This window comes from Oceaniglobus sp. K40-3 (assembly GCF_055808395.1).
The window spans coordinates 200,534-220,334 of the sequence record NZ_JBVVRW010000004.1; the positions used below are offsets into that span (position 1 = coordinate 200,534).

At 60.2% G+C, this 19,801-nt stretch carries 18 protein-coding genes; 8 read left to right on the forward strand and 10 right to left on the reverse strand.

Annotation, left to right across the window (positions count from 1 at the left end; all coding sequences use genetic code 11):
• The first annotated feature begins 92 nt into the window (after nucleotides 1–92).
• From AC0L7P_RS20400 to AC0L7P_RS20425, 6 genes are all read left to right on the forward strand, one after another.
• The gene (locus AC0L7P_RS20400) at nucleotides 93–1,139 is read left to right on the forward strand and encodes a LacI family DNA-binding transcriptional regulator (protein ID WP_473435953.1); all 1,047 of its coding nucleotides are present in this window, start codon (nucleotides 93–95) and stop codon (nucleotides 1,137–1,139) included.
• Between the two features lie 49 nt (nucleotides 1,140–1,188).
• Nucleotides 1,189–2,499 (forward strand): ABC transporter substrate-binding protein, encoded by a 1,311-nt coding sequence (locus tag AC0L7P_RS20405; RefSeq protein WP_473435954.1) that lies wholly within the window; start codon nucleotides 1,189–1,191, stop codon nucleotides 2,497–2,499.
• A gap of 63 nt (nucleotides 2,500–2,562) precedes the next feature.
• Nucleotides 2,563–3,408: a carbohydrate ABC transporter permease gene (locus AC0L7P_RS20410; RefSeq protein ID WP_473435955.1), complete on the forward strand. Its 846-nt coding sequence runs from the start codon at nucleotides 2,563–2,565 to the stop codon at nucleotides 3,406–3,408.
• On the forward strand, nucleotides 3,405–4,238 hold the full coding sequence (locus AC0L7P_RS20415; RefSeq protein ID WP_473435956.1) for a carbohydrate ABC transporter permease: 834 nt from the start codon (nucleotides 3,405–3,407) through the stop codon (nucleotides 4,236–4,238). The genes AC0L7P_RS20410 and AC0L7P_RS20415 overlap by 4 nt, the downstream gene beginning before the upstream one ends.
• A 22-nt stretch (nucleotides 4,239–4,260) precedes the next feature.
• Complete coding sequence (locus AC0L7P_RS20420) at nucleotides 4,261–6,363, forward strand: ADP-ribosylglycohydrolase family protein (RefSeq protein ID WP_473435957.1); 2,103 nt, start codon at nucleotides 4,261–4,263, stop codon at nucleotides 6,361–6,363.
• A gap of 2 nt (nucleotides 6,364–6,365) precedes the next feature.
• A complete protein-coding gene (locus AC0L7P_RS20425) occupies nucleotides 6,366–7,439 on the forward strand; it encodes an ABC transporter ATP-binding protein (RefSeq protein ID WP_473435958.1) in 1,074 nt (357 codons plus the stop codon).
• 3 nt (nucleotides 7,440–7,442) lie between these two features.
• On the opposite strand, the gene AC0L7P_RS20430 is transcribed toward AC0L7P_RS20425, so the two are convergent.
• The 10 genes from AC0L7P_RS20430 to AC0L7P_RS20475 form a co-directional block, all read right to left on the reverse strand.
• Complete coding sequence (locus tag AC0L7P_RS20430; RefSeq protein WP_473435959.1) at nucleotides 7,443–7,937, reverse strand: RES family NAD+ phosphorylase; 495 nt, start codon at nucleotides 7,935–7,937, stop codon at nucleotides 7,443–7,445.
• A 4-nt stretch (nucleotides 7,938–7,941) separates the two neighbouring features.
• The gene (locus tag AC0L7P_RS20435) at nucleotides 7,942–8,292 is read right to left on the reverse strand and encodes an antitoxin Xre/MbcA/ParS toxin-binding domain-containing protein (protein WP_473435960.1); all 351 of its coding nucleotides are present in this window, start codon (nucleotides 8,290–8,292) and stop codon (nucleotides 7,942–7,944) included.
• Between the two features lie 68 nt (nucleotides 8,293–8,360).
• Nucleotides 8,361–9,269: a 2-oxo acid dehydrogenase subunit E2 gene (locus AC0L7P_RS20440; protein WP_473435961.1), complete on the reverse strand. Its 909-nt coding sequence runs from the start codon at nucleotides 9,267–9,269 to the stop codon at nucleotides 8,361–8,363.
• A 9-nt stretch (nucleotides 9,270–9,278) separates the two neighbouring features.
• Complete coding sequence (locus AC0L7P_RS20445; protein WP_473435962.1) at nucleotides 9,279–10,709, reverse strand: NAD-dependent succinate-semialdehyde dehydrogenase; 1,431 nt, start codon at nucleotides 10,707–10,709, stop codon at nucleotides 9,279–9,281.
• 18 nt (nucleotides 10,710–10,727) lie between these two features.
• The gene (locus AC0L7P_RS20450) at nucleotides 10,728–11,717 is read right to left on the reverse strand and encodes a biotin/lipoyl-containing protein (protein ID WP_473435963.1); all 990 of its coding nucleotides are present in this window, start codon (nucleotides 11,715–11,717) and stop codon (nucleotides 10,728–10,730) included.
• The gene (locus AC0L7P_RS20455) at nucleotides 11,707–12,702 is read right to left on the reverse strand and encodes an alpha-ketoacid dehydrogenase subunit beta (RefSeq protein WP_473435964.1); all 996 of its coding nucleotides are present in this window, start codon (nucleotides 12,700–12,702) and stop codon (nucleotides 11,707–11,709) included. Before AC0L7P_RS20455 ends, AC0L7P_RS20450 begins: the two co-directional genes overlap by 11 nt.
• On the reverse strand, nucleotides 12,702–13,691 hold the full coding sequence (locus tag AC0L7P_RS20460; RefSeq protein ID WP_473435965.1) for a thiamine pyrophosphate-dependent dehydrogenase E1 component subunit alpha: 990 nt from the start codon (nucleotides 13,689–13,691) through the stop codon (nucleotides 12,702–12,704). Before AC0L7P_RS20460 ends, AC0L7P_RS20455 begins: the two co-directional genes overlap by 1 nt.
• A 53-nt stretch (nucleotides 13,692–13,744) precedes the next feature.
• A complete protein-coding gene (locus AC0L7P_RS20465; RefSeq protein WP_473435966.1) occupies nucleotides 13,745–15,043 on the reverse strand; it encodes a M24 family metallopeptidase in 1,299 nt (432 codons plus the stop codon).
• Nucleotides 15,044–15,103: 60 nt separating this feature from the next.
• Nucleotides 15,104–15,913 (reverse strand): SDR family NAD(P)-dependent oxidoreductase, encoded by an 810-nt coding sequence (locus tag AC0L7P_RS20470; protein ID WP_473435967.1) that lies wholly within the window; start codon nucleotides 15,911–15,913, stop codon nucleotides 15,104–15,106.
• Nucleotides 15,914–15,931: 18 nt separating this feature from the next.
• Nucleotides 15,932–17,662, reverse strand: a complete 1,731-nt coding sequence (locus AC0L7P_RS20475; protein WP_473435968.1) for an ABC transporter substrate-binding protein — start codon at nucleotides 17,660–17,662, stop codon at nucleotides 15,932–15,934.
• Nucleotides 17,663–17,929: 267 nt separating this feature from the next.
• On the opposite strand from AC0L7P_RS20475, the gene AC0L7P_RS20480 reads away from it, so the two are divergent.
• Together AC0L7P_RS20480 and AC0L7P_RS20485 are read left to right on the forward strand one after the other, a co-directional pair.
• Entirely contained in the window at nucleotides 17,930–18,895 is a 966-nt protein-coding gene (locus AC0L7P_RS20480; protein WP_473435969.1) for a sugar ABC transporter substrate-binding protein, read from the forward strand.
• Nucleotides 18,896–18,973: 78 nt separating this feature from the next.
• Nucleotides 18,974–19,771: an SDR family oxidoreductase gene (locus tag AC0L7P_RS20485; RefSeq protein ID WP_473435970.1), complete on the forward strand. Its 798-nt coding sequence runs from the start codon at nucleotides 18,974–18,976 to the stop codon at nucleotides 19,769–19,771.
• The last annotated feature ends 30 nt before the right edge of the window (nucleotides 19,772–19,801 follow it).

The following is a 19,801-nucleotide window of genomic DNA, read 5'->3' on the forward strand; positions in this document are numbered from 1 at the left end:
GCCGAGACCCGGGCAAGATTTTCGAAGATACCTGAATTTCCGCCTATTGATACGTATTGACAAGAAATCAATACGTATTGATTATGGGCGGCATGAAGAATTCAACCCGAACAACACAGATGGATGTCGCGCGGCTTGCGGGTGTGTCGCAGGCTACGGTTTCCACCGTGTTGCGCGGCGGGCGTGATGTGGTCGCCGCCGAAACCCTGACCCGGATCGAAGCGGCAATCGCCGAACTGGGCTATAAGCCCAACCGCTTTGCCCAGGCTCTGCGCACCCAACGCACGATGACCATCGCCTGTGTTGTGCCAGACCTTGCCAACCCGTTTTATCCCGCCCTTTTCCTTGGCATCCAGGAGGTGGCCGATGCCGCCGATTATGATGTCGTCGCGGTAAACACCGCAGGGCAGGCGGCGCGTGAAATGGCTGTTGTGCGCGCTGCCGAAGACGGGCGCTATGACGGGGTTGTCGGCGTGTTCTTTGCCCTGGGGGCACGGGATTTTGCCGGTATGATCGGTGCAGGCGTGCCCCTTGTCAGGATCGAAGCCTCGCGCAAACAGGGCGGGGCGCTGGCGATTGATGATCTTTACGTTGATAACTACGCCGCCGCGCGCAAGCTGGTTGAGGCGCTGATTGCCCAGGGCCACCGGCGGATCGCCATGGTCGCAGGCAGCGGCGGCCCCGAAACGGTGCGCGTGATGGGTTATCGCCGCGCCCTTGAAACCGCCGGGCTGGAACCGTCGATCTGGGAAGACGGGAATTTCTCGGACGAAGGCGGGCGGCGCGCGGCCCGTCGGTTTGTGGCGGCAGGGGCAGGGGCCACAGCCGTTTTCGCGGCCAATGATCTGATGGCCATTGGCGTGATGCAGGAACTGTCAAAGGCCGGGCTGCATGTGCCACGCGACATTTCCGTCGTGGGGTTTGATGATATTCACGCCGCGAGCCTTGTCACCCCCGGGCTGACCACGGTTTCGCTGCATCAAGAGCGGTTGGGCCGGCGCGCGGCTGAAATGTTGCTTGACCGGACAACAGGCAAGGTCAATGGCCCGGCCCGCGTCGAGGAATGCGCATTCCGTGTGTGTGAACGCGGATCGACCGGACCGGCACCATCCCGGCAAAATACACCAACAAGCGAGTGAGACCGGGGTCGTTTCAACCCCGAAGAACAACACATCAGGGAGGAAAGTTATGAAACATCTGTCAACACGAATGATTGCGGCAACAGGCGTCATGGTGGCGCTGGCCGGTGGCGCCACGGCGCAGGAAAACATCAGTTTCTGGTATGAATCGGCCAACCCCGATCAACAGGTCTGGCTTCAGGAAATCCTGATCGACGGCTTTGAAAAGGCGAACCCCGATTACAAGCTGACCATTGATTATCGCGGCAACGAGTTGGACAAACAGCTGCGCGTTGCCATGCTTTCGGGCAGCGGGCCGGATGTGGTTTACACGCCGGGGCCGTCCTATGTTGCACCCATGGCGCAGAACGGACAGCTTTTGTCGCTGGACGGCTATGCCGAAAAATACGGCTGGAACGATTCGATCCTGCCCGTGTTCCTTGAGATGGGCCGCTATAATGACCATCTGTATGCGCTGCCCAAAACCTATGAAACGCTGGGTCTGTATTACAACAAATCCCTGTTCGAAGACCACGGCTGGACTGCGCCGACCACCATCGCCGAGCTGGAAACCCTGGCCGATCAAATGCTGGAAGCGGGCATTCAGCCGTTTTCGGCCGGCAATGCCGATTGGCGCGGCGCGAATGAGTGGTTCGTGTCCATCGCTTTGAATTCAATCGCCGGGCCGGACAATGTTTATGCGGCCCTCAAAGGCGAAATGCCCTGGACGGCCCCGCCCTTCGTCGAGGCGATCGACACCCTGAACAGTTGGTGGAAAAAGGGATATTTCGGCGATAATTATTTCTCGATCGAAAGCGGCGAACAAACCATCGATCTGCTGGCATCGGGCAAGGCGGGGATGTCGCCAAACGGCACATGGGCGTTTCAGAACGTACCGACCTATTTCAACAAGGCCGGCACCGAACCCGGCTTTACCGGGTTTCCCAGTAAAACCGGCGCCCCGGTCTATGCGCTTGGGGTTGGGTCAACCTTTTCCATCGCCGCAAATTCCGACGTGGCTGACGGTGCGGCGGCGGTGATTGATTATATCTTCTCGCCCGGTTTCTACAGCGAAATGGGGTCGGTCTGGCAGGGCGAATGGAACATGCCCCTCAGTGATCTGTCCGGTGTCAAGATGGCCGATACAGTGCCCGCGCTTTACACTCAGGCGATGGCCAATCTTGCCACGTCCGTGGGCGAAGGCAGCTATGGCTATACCACCTGGACATTCCTGCCCCCGGCCACGGACAATTATCTGATCAACGGGATCGAGGAAGTCTGGCTCGATCGCACCACGACCGCCGAATATCTTGCCGGGCTTGATGCCCAATTCCAGACGGAAATGGCCGAAGGCAAGGTGCCGGCGATTCCGAAACGCTGATCTTGCAAGCCATGGGGGGCGGGCGCTCTGCCCCCCGATCCGATACCCACCAAAGGCCCGCCCATGCACCGCCTCTATGTTATTCCCACCCTTGTCATCAATGCCGCGATCATCGCGATCCCGGCGCTTTTGACCATCCTTCTTGCGTTTTTCCGGTGGGATGGCATTTCATCGCCGGTCTTTGTGGGGTTGAAAAATTTCGCGGGCCTTTGGAGCGACAGGGTGTTCTGGACCGCCCTGACCAACAATCTGATCTGGACCGCGATATTCCTGACGGTGCCAATCATCATGGGCCTGCTGGCCGCCACGATGATGCTGGTGGCGCGGCGGGGCAGCACGTTTTTTCAGGTGATCTATTTCCTGCCGGTCATTATCGCCACGGCAATCACCGCGCGGATCTGGCAGGGGATGATCTATTCCCCGATCACCGGCATCCTTGGGTTGCTTGACCGTTACGGGATTGATCTGGCAAACCCGCTGACCCAGGTAAATACTGCGCTTTATGGCATTGCCGTTGTCGATCTGTGGCATTGGTGGGGGTTTCTCTGCGTGATCTTTTTCGCCGCCCTGCGCCAGGTGCCCCAGGATCAGGTTGAGGCAGCCCGGGTTGAGGGCGCGACGTTCTTTCAACTGATGCGCTGTGTTTTGCTGCCGGGGATCAAGCCGACGATCACCCTGATGTTGATCATGACGATCATCTGGTCGTTTCTGGTGTTTGATTTCGTCTATATCCTCACCCAGGGCGGGCCGGCCTATTCCTCCGAGGTGCTGTCGACCCTCGCCTATCGTTCGGCGTTTTATGATCTGGCCGTGGGCAAAGCCGCCGCCGTTTCCGTTGTCATCAGCATGTTCGGCATTGTCGCGACGTTCTTTTACATCCGCGCGCAGGCGAAGGAGTTTGAAGAATGATCAATACCGAGAGCCGCCTTACCCTGACGATCACCTATATCGTTCTTGGGGTTCTTCTGTTCATCACCCTGTTTCCCATCGCCCTGATGGTGCTGAACGCGTTGAAACCGGCCACCGAGGTGGTCAGTAATCCGTTGGCCCTGCCCAGTGAAATCAGGTGGGATAATTTCTCGCGCGCCTGGGTCGATGCAAAATTCGGGCGCACCCTGTTGAATTCCGCGGTGCTGACGGGAATGACGATTTTCCTTGTCTGCACCACCGGTTCGCTGACCGCCTATGTTCTGGCGCGCAAGAAAATCAAGGCATGGAAGGTTGTGACCTTTTATCTGCTGGCCACCACCACGGCGCCGATCCAACTGTTCCTGTTTCCGCTTTATTTCGGGTTTGCGCGGCTGGGTCTGATCAACAATCCCATCGCTGTGGCCTTTGTTTACACGGCCGTCTATTCGCCCTTTGCGATCATGCTGTTGCGCACCTATTTTCTGGCCGTCCCGAAAGAGCTGGAAGAAGCGGCGCTGATTGATGGCGCGACCCATTGGCAGGTGTTTCGCCGTGTCATGTTGCCCATCGTATCGCCCGGCATTCTGACCGTTGCGCTGATTATCGGGTTGTATTCGTGGAATGAATTCCTGATCGCCACCACCTTTCTGCAAAGTCAGGATCGTCTGACGGCGGTGGTATCGTTCTTTCTTTTGTCGGGGCAATACAGCACCGACTGGGGTGAAATCATGGCCGCGGCCCTGATTATCGTCCTGCCCATTGTCGTCCTGTTTGTCGCTCTGCAACGCCGCTTCATCGAAGGCATGGCGGGCGGATCGGTAAAGGGCTGAACCCAATCCTGCGAGGAACTCAATGACCGACCCAAAAGACCACCTGTCGCGCATCTATGCCGGCGTTCTGGGCAAACTGATCGGCGTCTATCTTGGCCGCCCTTTCGAAAACTGGCGCTATGACCGGATCATGCGCGAACTGGGGCCGATCCAGTATTACGTGAACGATAAACTGGGCGATCCTCTGGTGGTGACCGACGATGATGTCGGCGGCACATTCGCCTTTCCCCGCGCGCTGGAGGATTACGGCATCTCGCCCGATCTGTCCGCCGAGGATATCGGGCGCGCGTGGATGAATTATCTGGTCGAGGGGCGGTCGATCCTGTGGTGGGGCGGCGCGGGCAATTCGACCGAACACACCGCATGGCTGAATCTTGCGCGGGGCATCAAGGCGCCAGCGTCAGGGTCGATCGCCACCAACGGCACCACCATAGCCGAACAGATCGGTGCACAGATTTTCATTGATGGCTGGGCGCTGATGTCGCCGGGCAATCCGGCGCAGGCGGCAAAACTGGCCCGCGCGGCGGGCAGCGTCAGCCATGATGGCGAAAGCGTTCACGCGGCGGTTCTGTGGGCGGTGATGGAGGCCGAGGCGTTCAACGGCGGCGATGTCGATCACCTGCTTGATACCGGGTTGAAACATATCCCGGCGGATTGCCTGATTGCGAAACTGATCAAGGATATTCGCTGCTGGGTCGCGGGCAATGAGGATTGGGAGGCGACCCGCCAGCGCATCGAGGATCATTACGGATACGACAAACACCCCGGCAACTGCCATGTAGTGCCCAACCACGCCCTGATGATCATGGCGCTGCTGCATGCGCCGGATGATTTCCAGCGCGGGCAGATGATCGTCAACACCTCGGGGTGGGATACCGATTGCAACGCAGGCAACCTTGGGTGTCTGCAAGGGATCATGCTTGGCCTTGAAGGGATCGACGCTGGCCCCGACTGGCGCGGTCCGGTGGCCGACCGGATGCTGATTTCCACTGCCGATGGCGGGCGGTCGATCACCGATGCGGCCGAAATTTCCCTTTGGTTGACGGGGCTTGCCTGTCAGCTTGCCGGCACCACGCCGCCAGCACCCCCAAAGGATGGCGCGCCGTTCCATTTCACCCTGCCCGGTTCGGTGCAGGGGTTTCGGGCGATCACCGGCCCCGACGCGGGTGGTTCGGTCAAGGCGTCCGGCACCGGCGATGGGCTGGCCATTGATGTTGACCATCTGGCATCGGGGGGCGAGGCGGCGGTGCTGACGCCAGTGTTTGCCCTGCCCGAAGTGGTGCGTATGCGGTCATACGATCTTCAGGCCTGCCCACGGGTGTACCCGGGTCAGGTGTTGCACGCGCGATTGCAAGCCGACCCGGGGTTCAGCGGCAACGCCCGGGCGCGCCTGCGCCTGCGCCATTATGACGGATCAGACCAACTTGTCCCGCTGGATGCGCCTGACAGCGTGCCACTGGTGGCCGGGCGCACACATGACATGACATGGACCATTCCGGATCTTGACGGGCAACCCGTTGCCGAAATCGGCATCGTGCTGGATTGCCCCGAAGGGCGGGCAACGGGGCGTGTGTTGCTGGATCGGATGTGGTGGACCGGCGCGCCGGATCTGACATTGCACCGCCCGGCGGATGGTGGTGATTTCTGGCGCCGCGCCTGGGTCAACACCGCGCATTTGTTTTCAAAACATTTCCCCCAGGATTTCCGCATCAGTCAGGATCGCGGCGATGGGATGATCCTGCAAGGCACCCGCGAATGGACAGATTACACGGTCGAGGCGGACCTGTGGCTGCATTCGGGCGAACGCGGCGGCCTTGTGGTGCGTGCGCAGGGTCAGCGGCGGTTCTATGTGGTGCGCGTCACCCGTGAGGGCGAATTGCAAATCGCCCGGCAACGGGACGAACACGAAGACATTCTTGCCCAAACCCCGTGCCGCGTTGAATATGAAACGGAATTCACCCTGCGCGTCACGGTTCAGGGCGACGACATCTGCGCCACATTGGGTGATGTCACCCTGACAGCCAGCGACCCCGGCGGATTTGACGGTGGCGCCATGGGGCTGAGCGTGCGCGAAGGCGCGCTTTCGGCCACCCGCGTTCGTATCACTCCGGTGAAAGGAGCCTGACCTTGGCAGACGTTTGTATCGAAAATCTGGTCAAACATTATGGCACGACCAAGGTTATTCACGGCATCGACGTGGCCATCGCGGATGGTGAATTTGTTGTTCTGGTCGGCCCGTCCGGCTGTGGGAAATCCACTCTGCTGCGCATGATCGCGGGGCTTGAGGCTATTTCCGGCGGCACCATTTCCATTGGCGACCGGGTGGTCAACACGCTGCCCCCGAAACAGCGCGATATCTCGATGGTGTTCCAGAATTACGCGCTCTATCCGCATATGACGGTCGCGGAAAACATGGCGTTTTCCATGACGCTGGCCGGGGCGGGCAAGGAAGAAAAGGCCAAGGCGGTTCAGCGCGCCGCCGAGATTCTCGATCTGGTGCCGCTGCTTGATCGCAAGCCCCGGCAGCTTTCGGGTGGGCAACGCCAGAGGGTGGCGATGGGGCGTTCGATCGTGCGCGACCCGGCAGTGTTTCTGTTCGACGAACCCCTGTCCAACCTCGATGCCAAGTTGCGCGTGCAGATGCGAAGTGAAATCAAGGCGTTACATCGCCGCCTTGGCACCACCATGGTTTATGTCACCCATGACCAGATCGAAGCGATGACCATGGCCGATCGGATCGTGGTGATGCAGGCGGGCGTGATTGAACAGGTCGGTACGCCGCTTGAGCTGTTCGATCAGCCGGTGAACCTGTTTGTGGCGCAATTCATCGGCTCACCCTCGATGAACCTGTTGCCTGCTGTGGTGGACGGGCCGACGCTGAAGCTGGAAGATGGCACCGATACGGGCCTGTCGGTGCCGGATGGGGCCGAGGCGGGGCGCGAGATAACAATCGGCAAACGTCCCGAGGATATCCGCCTTGTGGCCGGGGAAAATACGGGAATCCCCGTCACAATCACCAGCCTGGAGCCCACAGGATCGGAAACCTATGTCGCGGCAGATCGTGCCGGAGCGCCCCTCACCGTGGTCAGCCGCGAACGCCCGACCTATACCGAGGGCGACAAAGTGGGTGCGATTTTAACCGACGGGCCGGTGCATCTTTTTGATACCACCTCGGGCGACAGGCTGAGCGGGGCGGCGTAATCGTCAGGAAATGCGCCCGTCATCGTCGATGACCCGCAACCGGGCATCGCCGGTGTCGCCCCAATGCCACAGCACGATATTATGCCCCCCGATTTGCGCACCACGGGCAAAACTGGGCACCACCATGCCGCAATGGCCCGCCGCGATCAAAGCGTCGGCCAGATCCTGCGTCGGCACCGGTTTGCCCTGCTGCATCTTCAGCCGCCACGCCGGATCGGCCAGCCCGGCGGCATTCATCCCGTATGTGGCCAGCAAAGTCCCATCGCAGGCGTTAAACAACCCGCGAATGTCGGCTTCGATTTCAATGATGGTCGAGGGTTGAAAACTGCCCCCTTGGGCAATTTCATGGCGCAGGGTGGCGAAATCCTGGGTCAGATACAGCGCCGCCCGCCCCCGCGCGTTGAACCGCCCGCCATAAAGCCGCGCGCCTTCGCCTGACAGGGGCGTGCGCGCATAACGCGGATGCAGGGCGCGAAACAGGGAACCTTTGAAATCCAAAGGCTCAGGCGAAAACGCCGGCATCCACGGCGGCGATATAATCGCGCACCCAATCAGCGTGGCCATCCTGAACAAGATCCATCGCCGTCAACCCGTCAAACCCGGCAAGGGGTTCGGAACGATACCACGCATAGGCCACGGCAGCGGTGCCAAACCGCGGGGTAACCAGATTGACGATTTCCACCATCTCGCGCAGGCGCCGCTGGGTTTTGGGGGAATTCACCCGTTCGCGCCGCGACACGGCATCGCGGCCAAGCCCGACAGTGCGGGCGATTTCATCGCGCGTGGTCAACAGCGCGGCGGCAATGCGTTCGGGCAGGAAAACGCCGCCCGATTGATAATCCATGATGGTCATATCGCAAACTCCATATGAAATGACATATAATGCGTCATCTTATATGCGTCAACCTTGCCAAATGCACCCTACGCCACGCCGCACCCAACCAATTGCTCGCGCAAGAGCCTGCGAGGGTCAGCGAACAACTGGCAGTAATCCGCCAGAAAACGCGCCGCATCTGCACCGTTGATCAGGCGATGGTCATAGGACAGATCAAGGGGCACCATCGGCAGGGGTTGCCAGATTTTACCATCCCAGTGGGGAACAACCTCTGTTCGGGTGATCCCGAGAATGGCCACTTCGGGCGGATTGACAAGGGGGGTAAACGCCGTTCCGCCGATCCCGCCAAGGTTGGAGATCGACATTGACGCGCCGCCCATCTCGTCGGGTTTGATCTTGCGCGCCTTTGCACGGGCCGCCAGATCGGCAATTTCGCCCGCGATTTGCCACAGCCCCTTTTGATCGACATCGCGAACAACCGGCACCATCAACCCATGGGGCGTATCCACCGCGATGCCGATATGAACGTATTTCTTGTAAATCACCGTTTGTTCATCCCCCGAAAGCGAGGCGTTGAATTTCGGGTGGTTCAACAGGCATCGGCCAAGGGTTTTGACATGAAACGCCAGCGCGGTCAGTTTGGTGCCACGGGCCTGCGCGCGGGGTTTCAGGCGCTTGCGAAAAGCCTCGACCGCCGCTGTATCGGCCCGGTCATGATGCGTGACCTGTGGGATCGTGGCATTTGCCGCCGCAAGGTTACGTAGGGCGACCTGCGCGATGCGCGGCATCTCTTCCGTTGCGACAGGGCCGAAGGCGGCGTGGTCAACCTCCCAATACTGCCGGTGATCGCGGCCGGGTGCCATGGCGCCGCTGATCTGTTGGTCGATGTCTTCGCGGCCCAATGTTTCGCGTCCCGTCGAATTTGCAAGCGCGTCCAGATCAACGCCATTGTCGGCAGCGTATTTGCGCACGGAAGGAGAGGCTTTGATGCTCATGATCTCACCTCACCAGCTTGCTGAAATATATTGGGTTTCCATGAATTCAAGCATGCCCTCATGCCCGCCCTCACGGCCCAGCCCCGATTGTTTGACACCCCCGAACGGCGCCGCCGGATCAGACACCAACCCCCGGTTCAACCCAACCATCCCGTATTCCAGCCGCTCGCACACTTGCAGGGCGCGTTTCATGTTTTCCGAAAACACATAGGCGACCAGCCCGTATTCGGTATCATTGGCCCGGGCGATCACATCGTCCTGATCGGTGAATGTCTGAATGGCCGCAACGGGGCCAAAAATTTCATCGCGCACACAATCGGCGGTTTCCGGCACGTTGGACAGCACCGTCGGCGGATAGAAAAACCCAGTGCCCTCGGGCACCTCGCCGCCCAGTTCGATCTTTGCGCCCTTGGCGACGGCATCGCGGACAAAACCGGCCACCTTGTCGCGGGTGTCGGCGTTGACCAGCGGGCCGACATCAACGCCATCGTTTAACCCGTTGCCCATTTCAAGCGCGCCCATCGCCGCGACAAATTTGGCGGTAAAGGCCTCGGCCACATCCCGGTGAACGTAAAACCGGTTCGCGGCAGTGCAGGCTTCGCCCAGATTGCGCATCTTGGCCAGCATGGCCCCCTCGACCGCGACATCCAGATCGGCGTCTTCAAACACGATCAGGGGCGCGTTTCCGCCCAGCTCCATCGCCGGTTTCAAAACCTGATCGGCGGCGGAATGCAGCAGTTTGCGCCCCACGCCGGTGGAGCCGGTAAAGCTGACCACGCGCACGCGCGGATCGTGCAGCATATGATCGACCAATGCGCCCGTCTTGCGCGAAGGCAGGACATTCACCAACCCCTTTGGCACGCCCGCCTGTTCCAGCAGCGGCATCAGCGCCAGCATGGTCAGCGGTGTTTCCGAGGCGGGTTTGATGATTACCGCGCACCCGGCGGCCAGGGCGGGGGCGATTTTGCGGGTGCCCATGGCGGCGGGGTAATTCCAGGGCGTCACCAGCACGGCAAGACCGGCGGGTTTGTGTTGCACGATGATCCGCGCGCCAGATGCGGGGGCGTGGGAAATCATCCCATCGGCGCGCACGGCCTCTTCCGCGAACCAGCGGAAAAATTCGGCGGCATAGGTTGCCTCGCCCAGTGCATCGGCCCGGGCCTTGCCGTTTTCCAGCGTGATCAGGCGGGCGAAATCATCCAACTGTGCGACCATCAGTTCCCACGCCTTGCGCAACACTTCGGATCGCGCCCGTGGGGTGCGCGCGGCCCAGTCTTTCATCGCGGCCGCAGCGGCATCAAGCGCGGCATCGGCATCGGCAATATCGGCAGAGGCCACCGAGGCGATAACCTGTTCCGTGGCCGGATTGATGACATCGAAACGGTCGTTGCTGTCACCCGCGCACCATGCGCCGTTGATATAAAGATCGGTATGTTTCATCGGACGCTCCGGGGTTTCTTACAAAAGGTGATGCAGCGGATCGGTCAACCTGTCGGCAAAGCCGGCGATCAGGGCCAATGCTGCCGTTTGGGACATCTGCCCATCGGTAAAATCCAGCGACAGGGTATAATCGGCACCATCGCGCGCCACGCTCAGGGTCGGTGCCTGTGTCGCGGTCAGTTGCAGCCCGGTGATGGCGCAATCTGTCAGGTCGCGCAGAATCAGGCTGGGGGTGTCACCGGTTTCGCCCGTGGTCGCCGCCGGGGCCAGATCCGGGTTCACAAAGCGTTTGGGATTGCCATGAACCGGGGCAAACTGAATGGTGATGTCATCCTGCGCCATGTCAGCTTGCCGCAAGGCGGCGCTGACAAAGCTGACCCAAAGGGTGGCTGGGGTGATGGCGCCCTCGTCTTGCCCGTTCATCCAGTCGATGAAATCCTCTGAACCTTCGATGGGAACTTTGGCCGAGATATGCAGCGGATGCGCAGCGGCGGGTGCAGCGCGCGAAAGCTGTTCCAGCGCCCCCAGATCGGACATGTGAAAGGGCTGTGCATGCCCGGCGGCCACCAGTGTTTTCAACTCCAGCCCACGTTCCAACGCCACACGGCGCAGCTTGGGCGAGGCAAGGATGCGCTGCCCTGTCGCCGCCTGCGGTTTGGGCGCGGCAGGCTTGGGAGGTGTTTTTTCGGCAGGCGCGGCGCTGACCTCGGATGGGACCGGGGCGGCGGGTGTGTCGGCGGCAGGCGCGGGGCCATCGTCGCTGGCATCCGCAGTTTCCGAGATCATGGCGATGACATTTCCCACCGGTACATCTTCGCCTGCGTCGGCCTTGACGTGGGTCAGAAACCCGGCGCCCGGCGCTTCGACCTCGACCACCGCCTTGTCGGTTTCGACCTCGAACAGGGCATCACCGGTTTTCACCTCCTCGCCCGGCTTGACCAGCCAACTGACGATCTTGCCGGTGTCCTGCGCCATGCCAAGGGCGGGCATGATCACCTCATGCGGCATGGATCATCTCCCCTGAACAGAGCTTGCGCGCCATGTCTGCCACCGTTTCGGGTGTCGGAACGGTGATATCCTCAAGCGCGGGGGAAAACGGAACCGGCACATCCATGGCCCCCATCCGCACCACCGGCGCATCCAGATGATAAAACGCCTTTTCGGTCAGGCGGCTGGCGATTTCGCCGGTGATGCCATAGCTTTGATGCCCCTCGTCAATCACCATCGCGCGGCTGGTCTTGCGCACTGATGCCAGCAGGGTTTCTTCGTCCAGGGGCACAATGGTGCGTGGGTCGATCACCTCGGCGCTGATGCCTTCGCCCTCAAGGATGCGCGCGGCCTCTTCGGCCACCTGCACCATGGATGACGTGGCGATCAGGGTGATATCACGGCCTTCGCGTTTGATATTGGCCACGCCGAAGGGGATCAGATATTCCTCTTCTGGCACGTCGGCCTTGTCGTTATACATCAGTTTGTCTTCGAAGATGACCACCGGATTGTTGTCGCGGATCGCGGTTTTCATCAGGCCCTTCGCCTCATAGGCGGATGAGGGCATGGCAACCTTCAACCCCGGAATATGCGCCACCAGCGCGTGGAGCGATTGCGAATGCTGCGCCGCCGAACGACGGGTGGCGCCCATATTGGTGCGCAACACCAAAGGCGCGCTCATCTTGCCACCAGACATGTAATGGGTCTTGGCCGCCTGATTGCAAAGCTGATCCATGATCAGAAACAGGAAATCGCCGAACATCAGATCGACAATGGGGCGGCTGCCGGTCATGGCGGCGCCCACGGCGATGCCCATGAAACCGGGTTCGGCAATGGGTGTGTCGATGATCCGTTCGGTGCCGAATTCTTCGACAAGCCCCGACAAGACCTTGAACGGGGTGCCTGCCTCGGCGACATCTTCGCCCAGCAGGAAAACAGTCGGATCGCGGCGCATTTCTTCGGCGATCGCCTCGTTGACCGCTTTTGACAGGGTGATCTGGCGCATTACGATGCCTCCTTGAACACATGCATGGTGACTTCGCCTTGGCCGGGGTATTTTGCGTCAAGCGCATAGGCGACGGCGGCTTTTGCGTCGGCTGTCACCTCATCGCGGATCGCGCTCAGGTCATCGTCCGAGGCGACGCCTTCCGCGCTCAGCCATGCGCCGAAATTATCAATCGGGTCGCGGGTGGATTTCCAGTCAGCCTCTTCGGCCTTGGGCCGGTAATATTCGCGGTTGATGTCGCCCACATGGTGGCCATGATACCGATAGGTTTCCAGTTCGATAAAAAACGGACCTTCGCCCTTGCGGCAGCGCGCGACCAGTTTCTGCGCCAGATCGTTCACCGCCAGAACATCCTGACCATCCACCTTGAACGCTTCAATCCCAAAGGCCTCGGCGCGGGCGGTCAGGGAACCGGCGGCGATTTCATCGGTGCGGGTGTATTCGGAATATCCGTTGTTTTCACAGGCATAGATGATCGGCAGATGCCAAAGCGCCGCCATGTTCATCACCTCATACCACAGCCCCTGCGCCGTTGCGCCGTCGCCAAAGAAACAGACGGTCACATCATCCTTGCCCAAACGTTTGGCCGACAGCGCCGCGCCCGTGGCAATGCCCATGGAGCCGCCAACGATGGCATTGGCCCCAAGGTTGCCGTTGGATTGATCGGCAATGTGCATCGAACCACCCTTGCCCCGGCAATACCCCTCTTCCTTGCCCAGAAGTTCGCAGAACATCGCCTTGAATTCGGCGCCCTTGGCCACACAATGCCCGTGGCCCCGGTGGGTCGAGGTGATTTTGTCGTCCGGCGTCAGCGCCTCGCAGATGCCGACGGCCACCGCCTCCTGCCCTGAATACATATGGGTCAGCCCGGGCATCTTGGCCGACAGGTAAAGCTGATTTGCGTTGTCCTCAAAGGCGCGGATGCGCACCATCTGGGTGTACATGCGCAGGTAATCTTCGGTGTTTGATTTGGTCTTGGCGGCGCTCATGGGGTGATCTTTCGAAAAGGGGGCGGCCCCGGCGCGATGCCGGGGCAGACAGATCAATAACGGTTGGCGATCGGCAGTTCCTCGGCGGGGAACAGGCTGATCACCTCGCAACCGGTTTCGGTCACGACGACCTCTTCTTCGATCCGCGCGGCGGAATATCCGTCAGCAGCCGGGCAATAGGTTTCCAGCGCGAAAACCATGCCCGTCTGAATTTCCATCGGGTGATCCAGACTGATCGCGCGGCTGATGATCGGGCGTTCATGGAGCGCCAAGCCAAGGCCGTGACCGAATTGCAGACCGAAGGCTGAATCCTCGTCCGGGAAGCCGAACTCTTCGGCCTTGGGCCAGACAGAGGCCACCTTATCGGTGCTGACGCCGGGTTTGATCATGGCGATCGACGCATCGATCCATTCGCGGGCTTTCACATAGGCATCGTTTTGCGCAGGCGTTGATCGGCCAATGTTGAACGTGCGGTAATAACAGGTGCGATACCCCTGATATGACTGAAGAATGTCAAAGAACGCCTGATCCCCGGGTCGGAAATACCGGTCGGTGAAATTGTGCGGATGCGGGTTGCAGCGTTCGCCCGAAATGGCATTGATCGCCTCCACATCGTCGCTGCCCATTTCATAGAGCATCTTGTTGGACAGGGCGACAATATCGTTTTCGCGGATGCCGGGTTTCAGCTCTTCATAGATCATATGGTAAACGCCATCGACCATGGACGCGGCCTGAGTCAAAAGCTGAATTTCGTCCCAGTTCTTGATCTCGCGGGCGGCCAGCATGATCTGCTGACCATCGACGACGTTCAGGCCTTCCTCTTTCAGGGCGTGGAACATGGCGGTTTCGGCATAATCCAGCCCCACAGGCATATCGCCCATGCCCGCATCGCGGATCAGCCCGGCAATTTCCTTGGCGTATTTTTTCATCAGGCCAAATTCGGGCGGGATGGTGCCGCGCATGCCCACAACACCGGCGCGGCAATGATCAGGCACCAGCCAATCCGAGAATTTCTTGTGGTGCATCGCAGCCGAGCCGAAATCCCAGACATAGGGCGCATCATCGCCGGTCAGCAGGCAGAAACGGCACATCTTGTCCCGCTCCCACTCGCCGATCTTGGTGGCGCTGACATAGCGGATATTGTTCACATCAAACAAAAGCAACGTGCCGGCCCCCGACGCCTGTAGCGCCTGACGGGTGCGGGCAAGACGGTAACGGCGCAGACGGTCGTGGTCGATCCGGCGTTCAAAATCCACCGAGGTGTGCCCCCAGGCGGGCAGGCGGCCTTCCCAGCGCCAGTTCGGTTCAAGGTCTTGGGGCGTCAACAGGTTGGGCATCAGGGCGCGTGACATGGTTCCTCCTTCGGGCACAGAGTTTGGCCCGTTATTTCAATTCATTAGGGGTGATCGGCGTTACTGGATGCACCAGCCGCCATCAATGTGGATCATCTGGCCGGTCATGTAATCGCTGTCATCGCTGGCAAGGAATGACGCCGTTCCGACGATGTCCTTGGGGTAGGACACCCGTTTGATGACCAGTTCGTTTTGGGAAATATCCTCATAGGCCTGTCCGGCCTTTTCCTTGAACCCGATTTCAACCAGATCCTTGTCCAGCTGCTCCCACAGGGGTGTCACGACCACGCCGGGGGCATAGCCGTTGACGGTGATGTTATGTTCGCCCAACGCCACTGCCCCGCAATGGGTGAGGGCAAGGCAGCCGTATTTCGACGTGCAATAGACCGTCACATCCACCAGCGGTTTGCGCGACGCGATAGACCCGACATTGATCAGCTTGTAAGGGTGATCCTCCATCGGGCCCTGGGCAATCATCTGGCGGGCGGTTTCCTGCATGCCCAGCCACATCGCCTTGGTGTTGACGTTCATGATCATGTCCCAGTTGTCCTCATCGATATCCATGAAGAACCGGGGTTTGTTCAGGCCCGCGTTGAACACGCCCACGTTGATCGACCCAAAGGCATCAACCGTGGCGGCCACGGCGGCGGCGTTGTCGGCGCGTTTGGTCACGTCCATTTTCACCGCGATTGCACGTCCGTTGCCGGCTGCATTGACCTTGTCGGCGACCTTCTGCGCCTCATCCAGATCCAGATCGCCAATACAGATGTTGGCCCCTTGCTGGGCAAAGGTTTCGGCATTGGCCGCACCCATCCCCCGTGCAGCACCGGTGATCAGGATATTTTTACCTTTGAGGCGGTTCGGGTCCATGGTTTCCTCCTTGGAGCGTCAGGTTTTCATTTCGGTTTCGGCGCGGGCCTGGGCCTGTTTCAGCGCCTCGCGCGGGGTGCATATGCCGCGCAGCATGTCGTGCATTTCTTCACCGCAGATGCGGATGATCTCGGAAATCTGCGGCACCGGCGGGCGCGGCCAGAATTGCAATTCGTCGCGCCATGACATGCCATCCACGGCCTCAAACACGCTGGAAAGGCGGCGGACCTCTGGGTCGGCGCCCACGGAATAGCGGGGCGCGGTGCGGCTGCCGTTTTGCACATACAGCTTTTGCGCCTCGGCAGAGGTGAACGAAATCAACGCCTCTGCCGTCGCCGCGCGCCGGGATTCGTGCAGGTTTGCCGGAATGCCCAACGCATACCCGCCCACCGTTGCCAGCGGCCGCCCGGCGGGTCCGTGAGGGTGAGGCAGATAACCGGTCTGATCATAGGCCGGTGAGGTTGGATCAAGCTCGAAATACGGGGCCAGCAGGGTATAACCATAGGCCATCGCAACTTTGCCAGCGGCATAGGGGCGGACCCGTTCGAACCACGACATCGACAGGATGTCAGGCGGGGAAAACGCCAGCAGTTCCTTGAGGTACTCCGCCGCATCCAGCGCCAGAGGCGTGTCGATGGTGGGCACCAGATCCTTGCGCTGTGCCACGTCGGCGTCAAAGCCACCGGCGATCGGATCAAGATTGAGCATTGGTTGGCCAAAATCCGCACAGGCCATCATGAACTGATGCCCCAGCGCGGTGCCACGCGCGGCATTCCATGTAATCCCGAAACATTCCCGCGCCGGATTGTGCAGCGCCCGCGCGGCATCAAGCACATCCTGCGTCGTGCGGGGCGGCGTCAGCCCGGCATTGGCAAACCAATCCTTGCGATAAAACAAGAGTTCGGGGGTTGTCTGGCTTGGCACGCCATAAGGGCGCCCGCCCCAATGGGTGGCCTTCCAGCCGGCGGTGTGAAAATCGGACGGGTCCAGCCGTTCGACATCCAGAACATCGCCAAGGGGCAACAGCACCTTCTTTTCAACCAGTTCACCCATCCATGGCAGATCGACCGCGATAATATCGTAGCGGCTGCTGGGGCGTTCGGCGTTGTGCAGGATTTCTTCGCGCAACCGGTCGATGGAAAAGGCGCGCTGTTTGATCTTGGTGCCGACCACCTGTTCAAACTGGCGTTTCAGGTTCTCCATCACCATGAACGTCGGGTCGCCATGGACCAGAATGCGCAGCCCGCCGGACAGGGCCAAGGGTTCGGGCAAGACCTGGGGCGCGGTGATGGACCGGCTCGTCATATAGCTGCCGCCGAAATAATAATCGTCGGGGGCGCTGTCGCGGTCGGTGACGGCCAGATTTTTCTGCGCCAGCCGCAGGATACGATCGGCAAAGCCTGTCCAGCTTTCTTGCAGGCTGTGACTGGGATGCAGGGAAAAGGTTTTGCCGGTCTTTGTGCGGGGCCGTTGTTCGATGCTGCCATTGGCCAGCATCTCTTCCATCTTGCGGCGCGCGGTTGCATAAGGAACGCCCGCAGCACCCGCAAGGGTCGAGGCGGTAACGGTTTTGCCCTCAAGATGACAGCGCATCAGAAAGGCGGCCATGTTGAGATAAGGATTGGGCGAGGTGGTGCCAAGCGCGGTTTCCAGCTCGCCGTTGAGGTCTTCGAGAAAGGCGGTGACGCGCAGCAGCGTATCTGAGGATACGGCACCAACAGCAGGACGACCATTTTGGATATCTTGCATTTTCAACCCGGCTCCTCCCTTTCTGTTCGTGTTTCTGCGCCCGGCATTTGTGGAATCGCCCATGGTGCCCCCTTAAAATGTTCAGATTGATTGGAAGGGACTATGCGCAAGAAATCCGTAGTGGACAAATTAATGTTCATTATGGACAAAATTTGAAGATGGCGAAGGGTGCGGATTTGCAAGGATCGCCACAGCAGGTTGCGACTGCATTCAGGTCCGAACGGACCGGCCCGCAACCGCGCTTTGATTTTCTGGGAGGAAATACGGATGACAACGACACTCAAGGCACTGATCGCCGGAACCACTGCATTGGCCGCATTTACGGGGGCAGGGGCGGCCATGGCCGAAACCTATAAGATCGGCATCACACAGAACAATGTGGGCGTTGACAGCTATCAGACCACATATGAAAAGGCGTTCATCGCCGCCGCAGAGGCCAACCCCGACGTTGAGGCGGTGGTGCTGGACGCGGGCGGCGATGTGGCCCGGCAGATCGCGCAGATGCAGGATCTGATCCAGCAGGAAGTGGACGCCATCGTTATCTGGCCCACCAATGGCGAGGCGGTGATTCCCGCAGTGCGCGAGGCGCACAAGGCAGGCATCCCGGTTGTTGTGACGAATTCGAACATCGCCGAGGCGGGTTTTCCGTTTGTGGCGTCGTTCTCGGGGCCGGACAACATCACCCAGGGGTCACGCGCGGCTGAAATCATGTGTGACCGGTTCAAGGCACTGGGCACCGACAAAGAGGCCCGCGTGGTACAGATTTCCGGTCAGCCCGGGTACACCACGGCCATTGAACGCGCCAAGGGTTTCGAGGATCGCCTGCCCGAGGTCTGCCCCGATGTCACCCTGGTCGAAACCCAGCCCGGCGACTGGAACCGCGAAAAATCACAGCAGGTGATGGAAGCGTTCCTGGTGAAATACGACGACATTGACGGTGTTTATGCCGGGGATGACAACATGGGCGTTGGCGCGCTGAACGCTGCCAAAGCGGCCGGGCGCGCCGGTGACATTACCTTTGTCGGGGCCACCAATTTCGCGGTGGGATACGAGGCAATGGGCAAGGGCGAATACTGGGGGTCGATCTATCAATCGCCGGTGGATGATGCCGAGGCGGCGTTGAAAACCGCCCTCGACATTCTGGGGGGCAAGGATGTGCCGTTCCTGAACTATTTCGATACGCCGAAAATCACCCAGGACAACATGGGCGATTACACCAAGCCTGTCTTCTAGGCGTTCCTCCCGGATGCGGGCCGGCCGGAAACGGGCGGCCCGCGTTTTCAAGGATTGACCGAAACGGGAGGTGGTTTCATGGGGCGAGTAACGGGGCGATCCTGCATCGTGACAGGGGCCGCGCAAGGCATCGGTCGCGCCATCGGCGAGGCGTTGCTGGCCGAGGGCGCGGATGTTTGTTTTGCCGATCTGAACGGCGCAAAGGCCGCGTCGGTGGCGCAGGCGAACGCCGCGCTGGCGGAAAAATCAGGCGGCAGAATTCTGGATTGTGCGGTGGATGTGACACAGCGCGATCAGGTGCGCGCGATGATCGCCAAAACCGCCGATGCCTTTGGCAAACTGGACGTGAAATTCAACAATGCCGGTGTGAACAAGCCGATGAATTTCATGGATGTGACCGAAGACAACTGGCACTTTATCATGGATATCAACGGTCTGGGCGTCATGATCGGAATGCAGGAGGCCGCCCGGCAGATGATCGTGCAGGGCACGGGGGGTAAAATCATCAATACCGCCTCGATTGCCAGCAGGCAGGGGTTTGGCAATGTCGCGCCTTACTGTGCATCGAAATGGGCCGTTGTATCGCTGACGCAATCTGGCGCCCGCGATCTGGCGCCCCATAACATCACCGTAACAGGTTTTGCCCCCGGCGTGGTGGCCACGGAAATGTGGGAAGAGGTGGATCGCGACCTGATGGCGATCGGCGCCGCGGACCGCCCCGGCCAGGCGATGGAGGAATTCGCCGCCGACATCCTGCGGGGCCGCGTGGCACAACCGGGCGACGTGACGGGCACGACGACGTTTCTGGCATCACCCGACAGCGACTACATGACCGGGCAGATCGTCATGATCGACGGAGGTATGACCTTGGTGTGAGACTTGCGCACATCAACGGGAGGAGGAAAA

Coding starts and splice junctions, on each gene's coding strand:
- AC0L7P_RS20400 (WP_473435953.1), top strand. CDS start 93: ATGAAGAATTCAACCCGAACAACACAGATGGATGTCGCGCGGCTTGCG.
- AC0L7P_RS20405 (WP_473435954.1), top strand. CDS start 1,189: ATGAAACATCTGTCAACACGAATGATTGCGGCAACAGGCGTCATGGTG.
- AC0L7P_RS20410 (WP_473435955.1), top strand. CDS start 2,563: ATGCACCGCCTCTATGTTATTCCCACCCTTGTCATCAATGCCGCGATC.
- AC0L7P_RS20415 (WP_473435956.1), top strand. CDS start 3,405: ATGATCAATACCGAGAGCCGCCTTACCCTGACGATCACCTATATCGTT.
- AC0L7P_RS20420 (WP_473435957.1), top strand. CDS start 4,261: ATGACCGACCCAAAAGACCACCTGTCGCGCATCTATGCCGGCGTTCTG.
- AC0L7P_RS20435 (WP_473435960.1), bottom strand. CDS start 8,292: ATGACCATCATGGATTATCAATCGGGCGGCGTTTTCCTGCCCGAACGC.
- AC0L7P_RS20440 (WP_473435961.1), bottom strand. CDS start 9,269: ATGAGCATCAAAGCCTCTCCTTCCGTGCGCAAATACGCTGCCGACAAT.
- AC0L7P_RS20445 (WP_473435962.1), bottom strand. CDS start 10,709: ATGAAACATACCGATCTTTATATCAACGGCGCATGGTGCGCGGGTGAC.
- AC0L7P_RS20450 (WP_473435963.1), bottom strand. CDS start 11,717: ATGCCGCATGAGGTGATCATGCCCGCCCTTGGCATGGCGCAGGACACC.
- AC0L7P_RS20455 (WP_473435964.1), bottom strand. CDS start 12,702: ATGCGCCAGATCACCCTGTCAAAAGCGGTCAACGAGGCGATCGCCGAA.
- AC0L7P_RS20460 (WP_473435965.1), bottom strand. CDS start 13,691: ATGAGCGCCGCCAAGACCAAATCAAACACCGAAGATTACCTGCGCATG.
- AC0L7P_RS20465 (WP_473435966.1), bottom strand. CDS start 15,043: ATGTCACGCGCCCTGATGCCCAACCTGTTGACGCCCCAAGACCTTGAA.
- AC0L7P_RS20470 (WP_473435967.1), bottom strand. CDS start 15,913: ATGGACCCGAACCGCCTCAAAGGTAAAAATATCCTGATCACCGGTGCT.
- AC0L7P_RS20475 (WP_473435968.1), bottom strand. CDS start 17,662: ATGCAAGATATCCAAAATGGTCGTCCTGCTGTTGGTGCCGTATCCTCA.
- AC0L7P_RS20480 (WP_473435969.1), top strand. CDS start 17,930: ATGACAACGACACTCAAGGCACTGATCGCCGGAACCACTGCATTGGCC.
- AC0L7P_RS20485 (WP_473435970.1), top strand. CDS start 18,974: ATGGGGCGAGTAACGGGGCGATCCTGCATCGTGACAGGGGCCGCGCAA.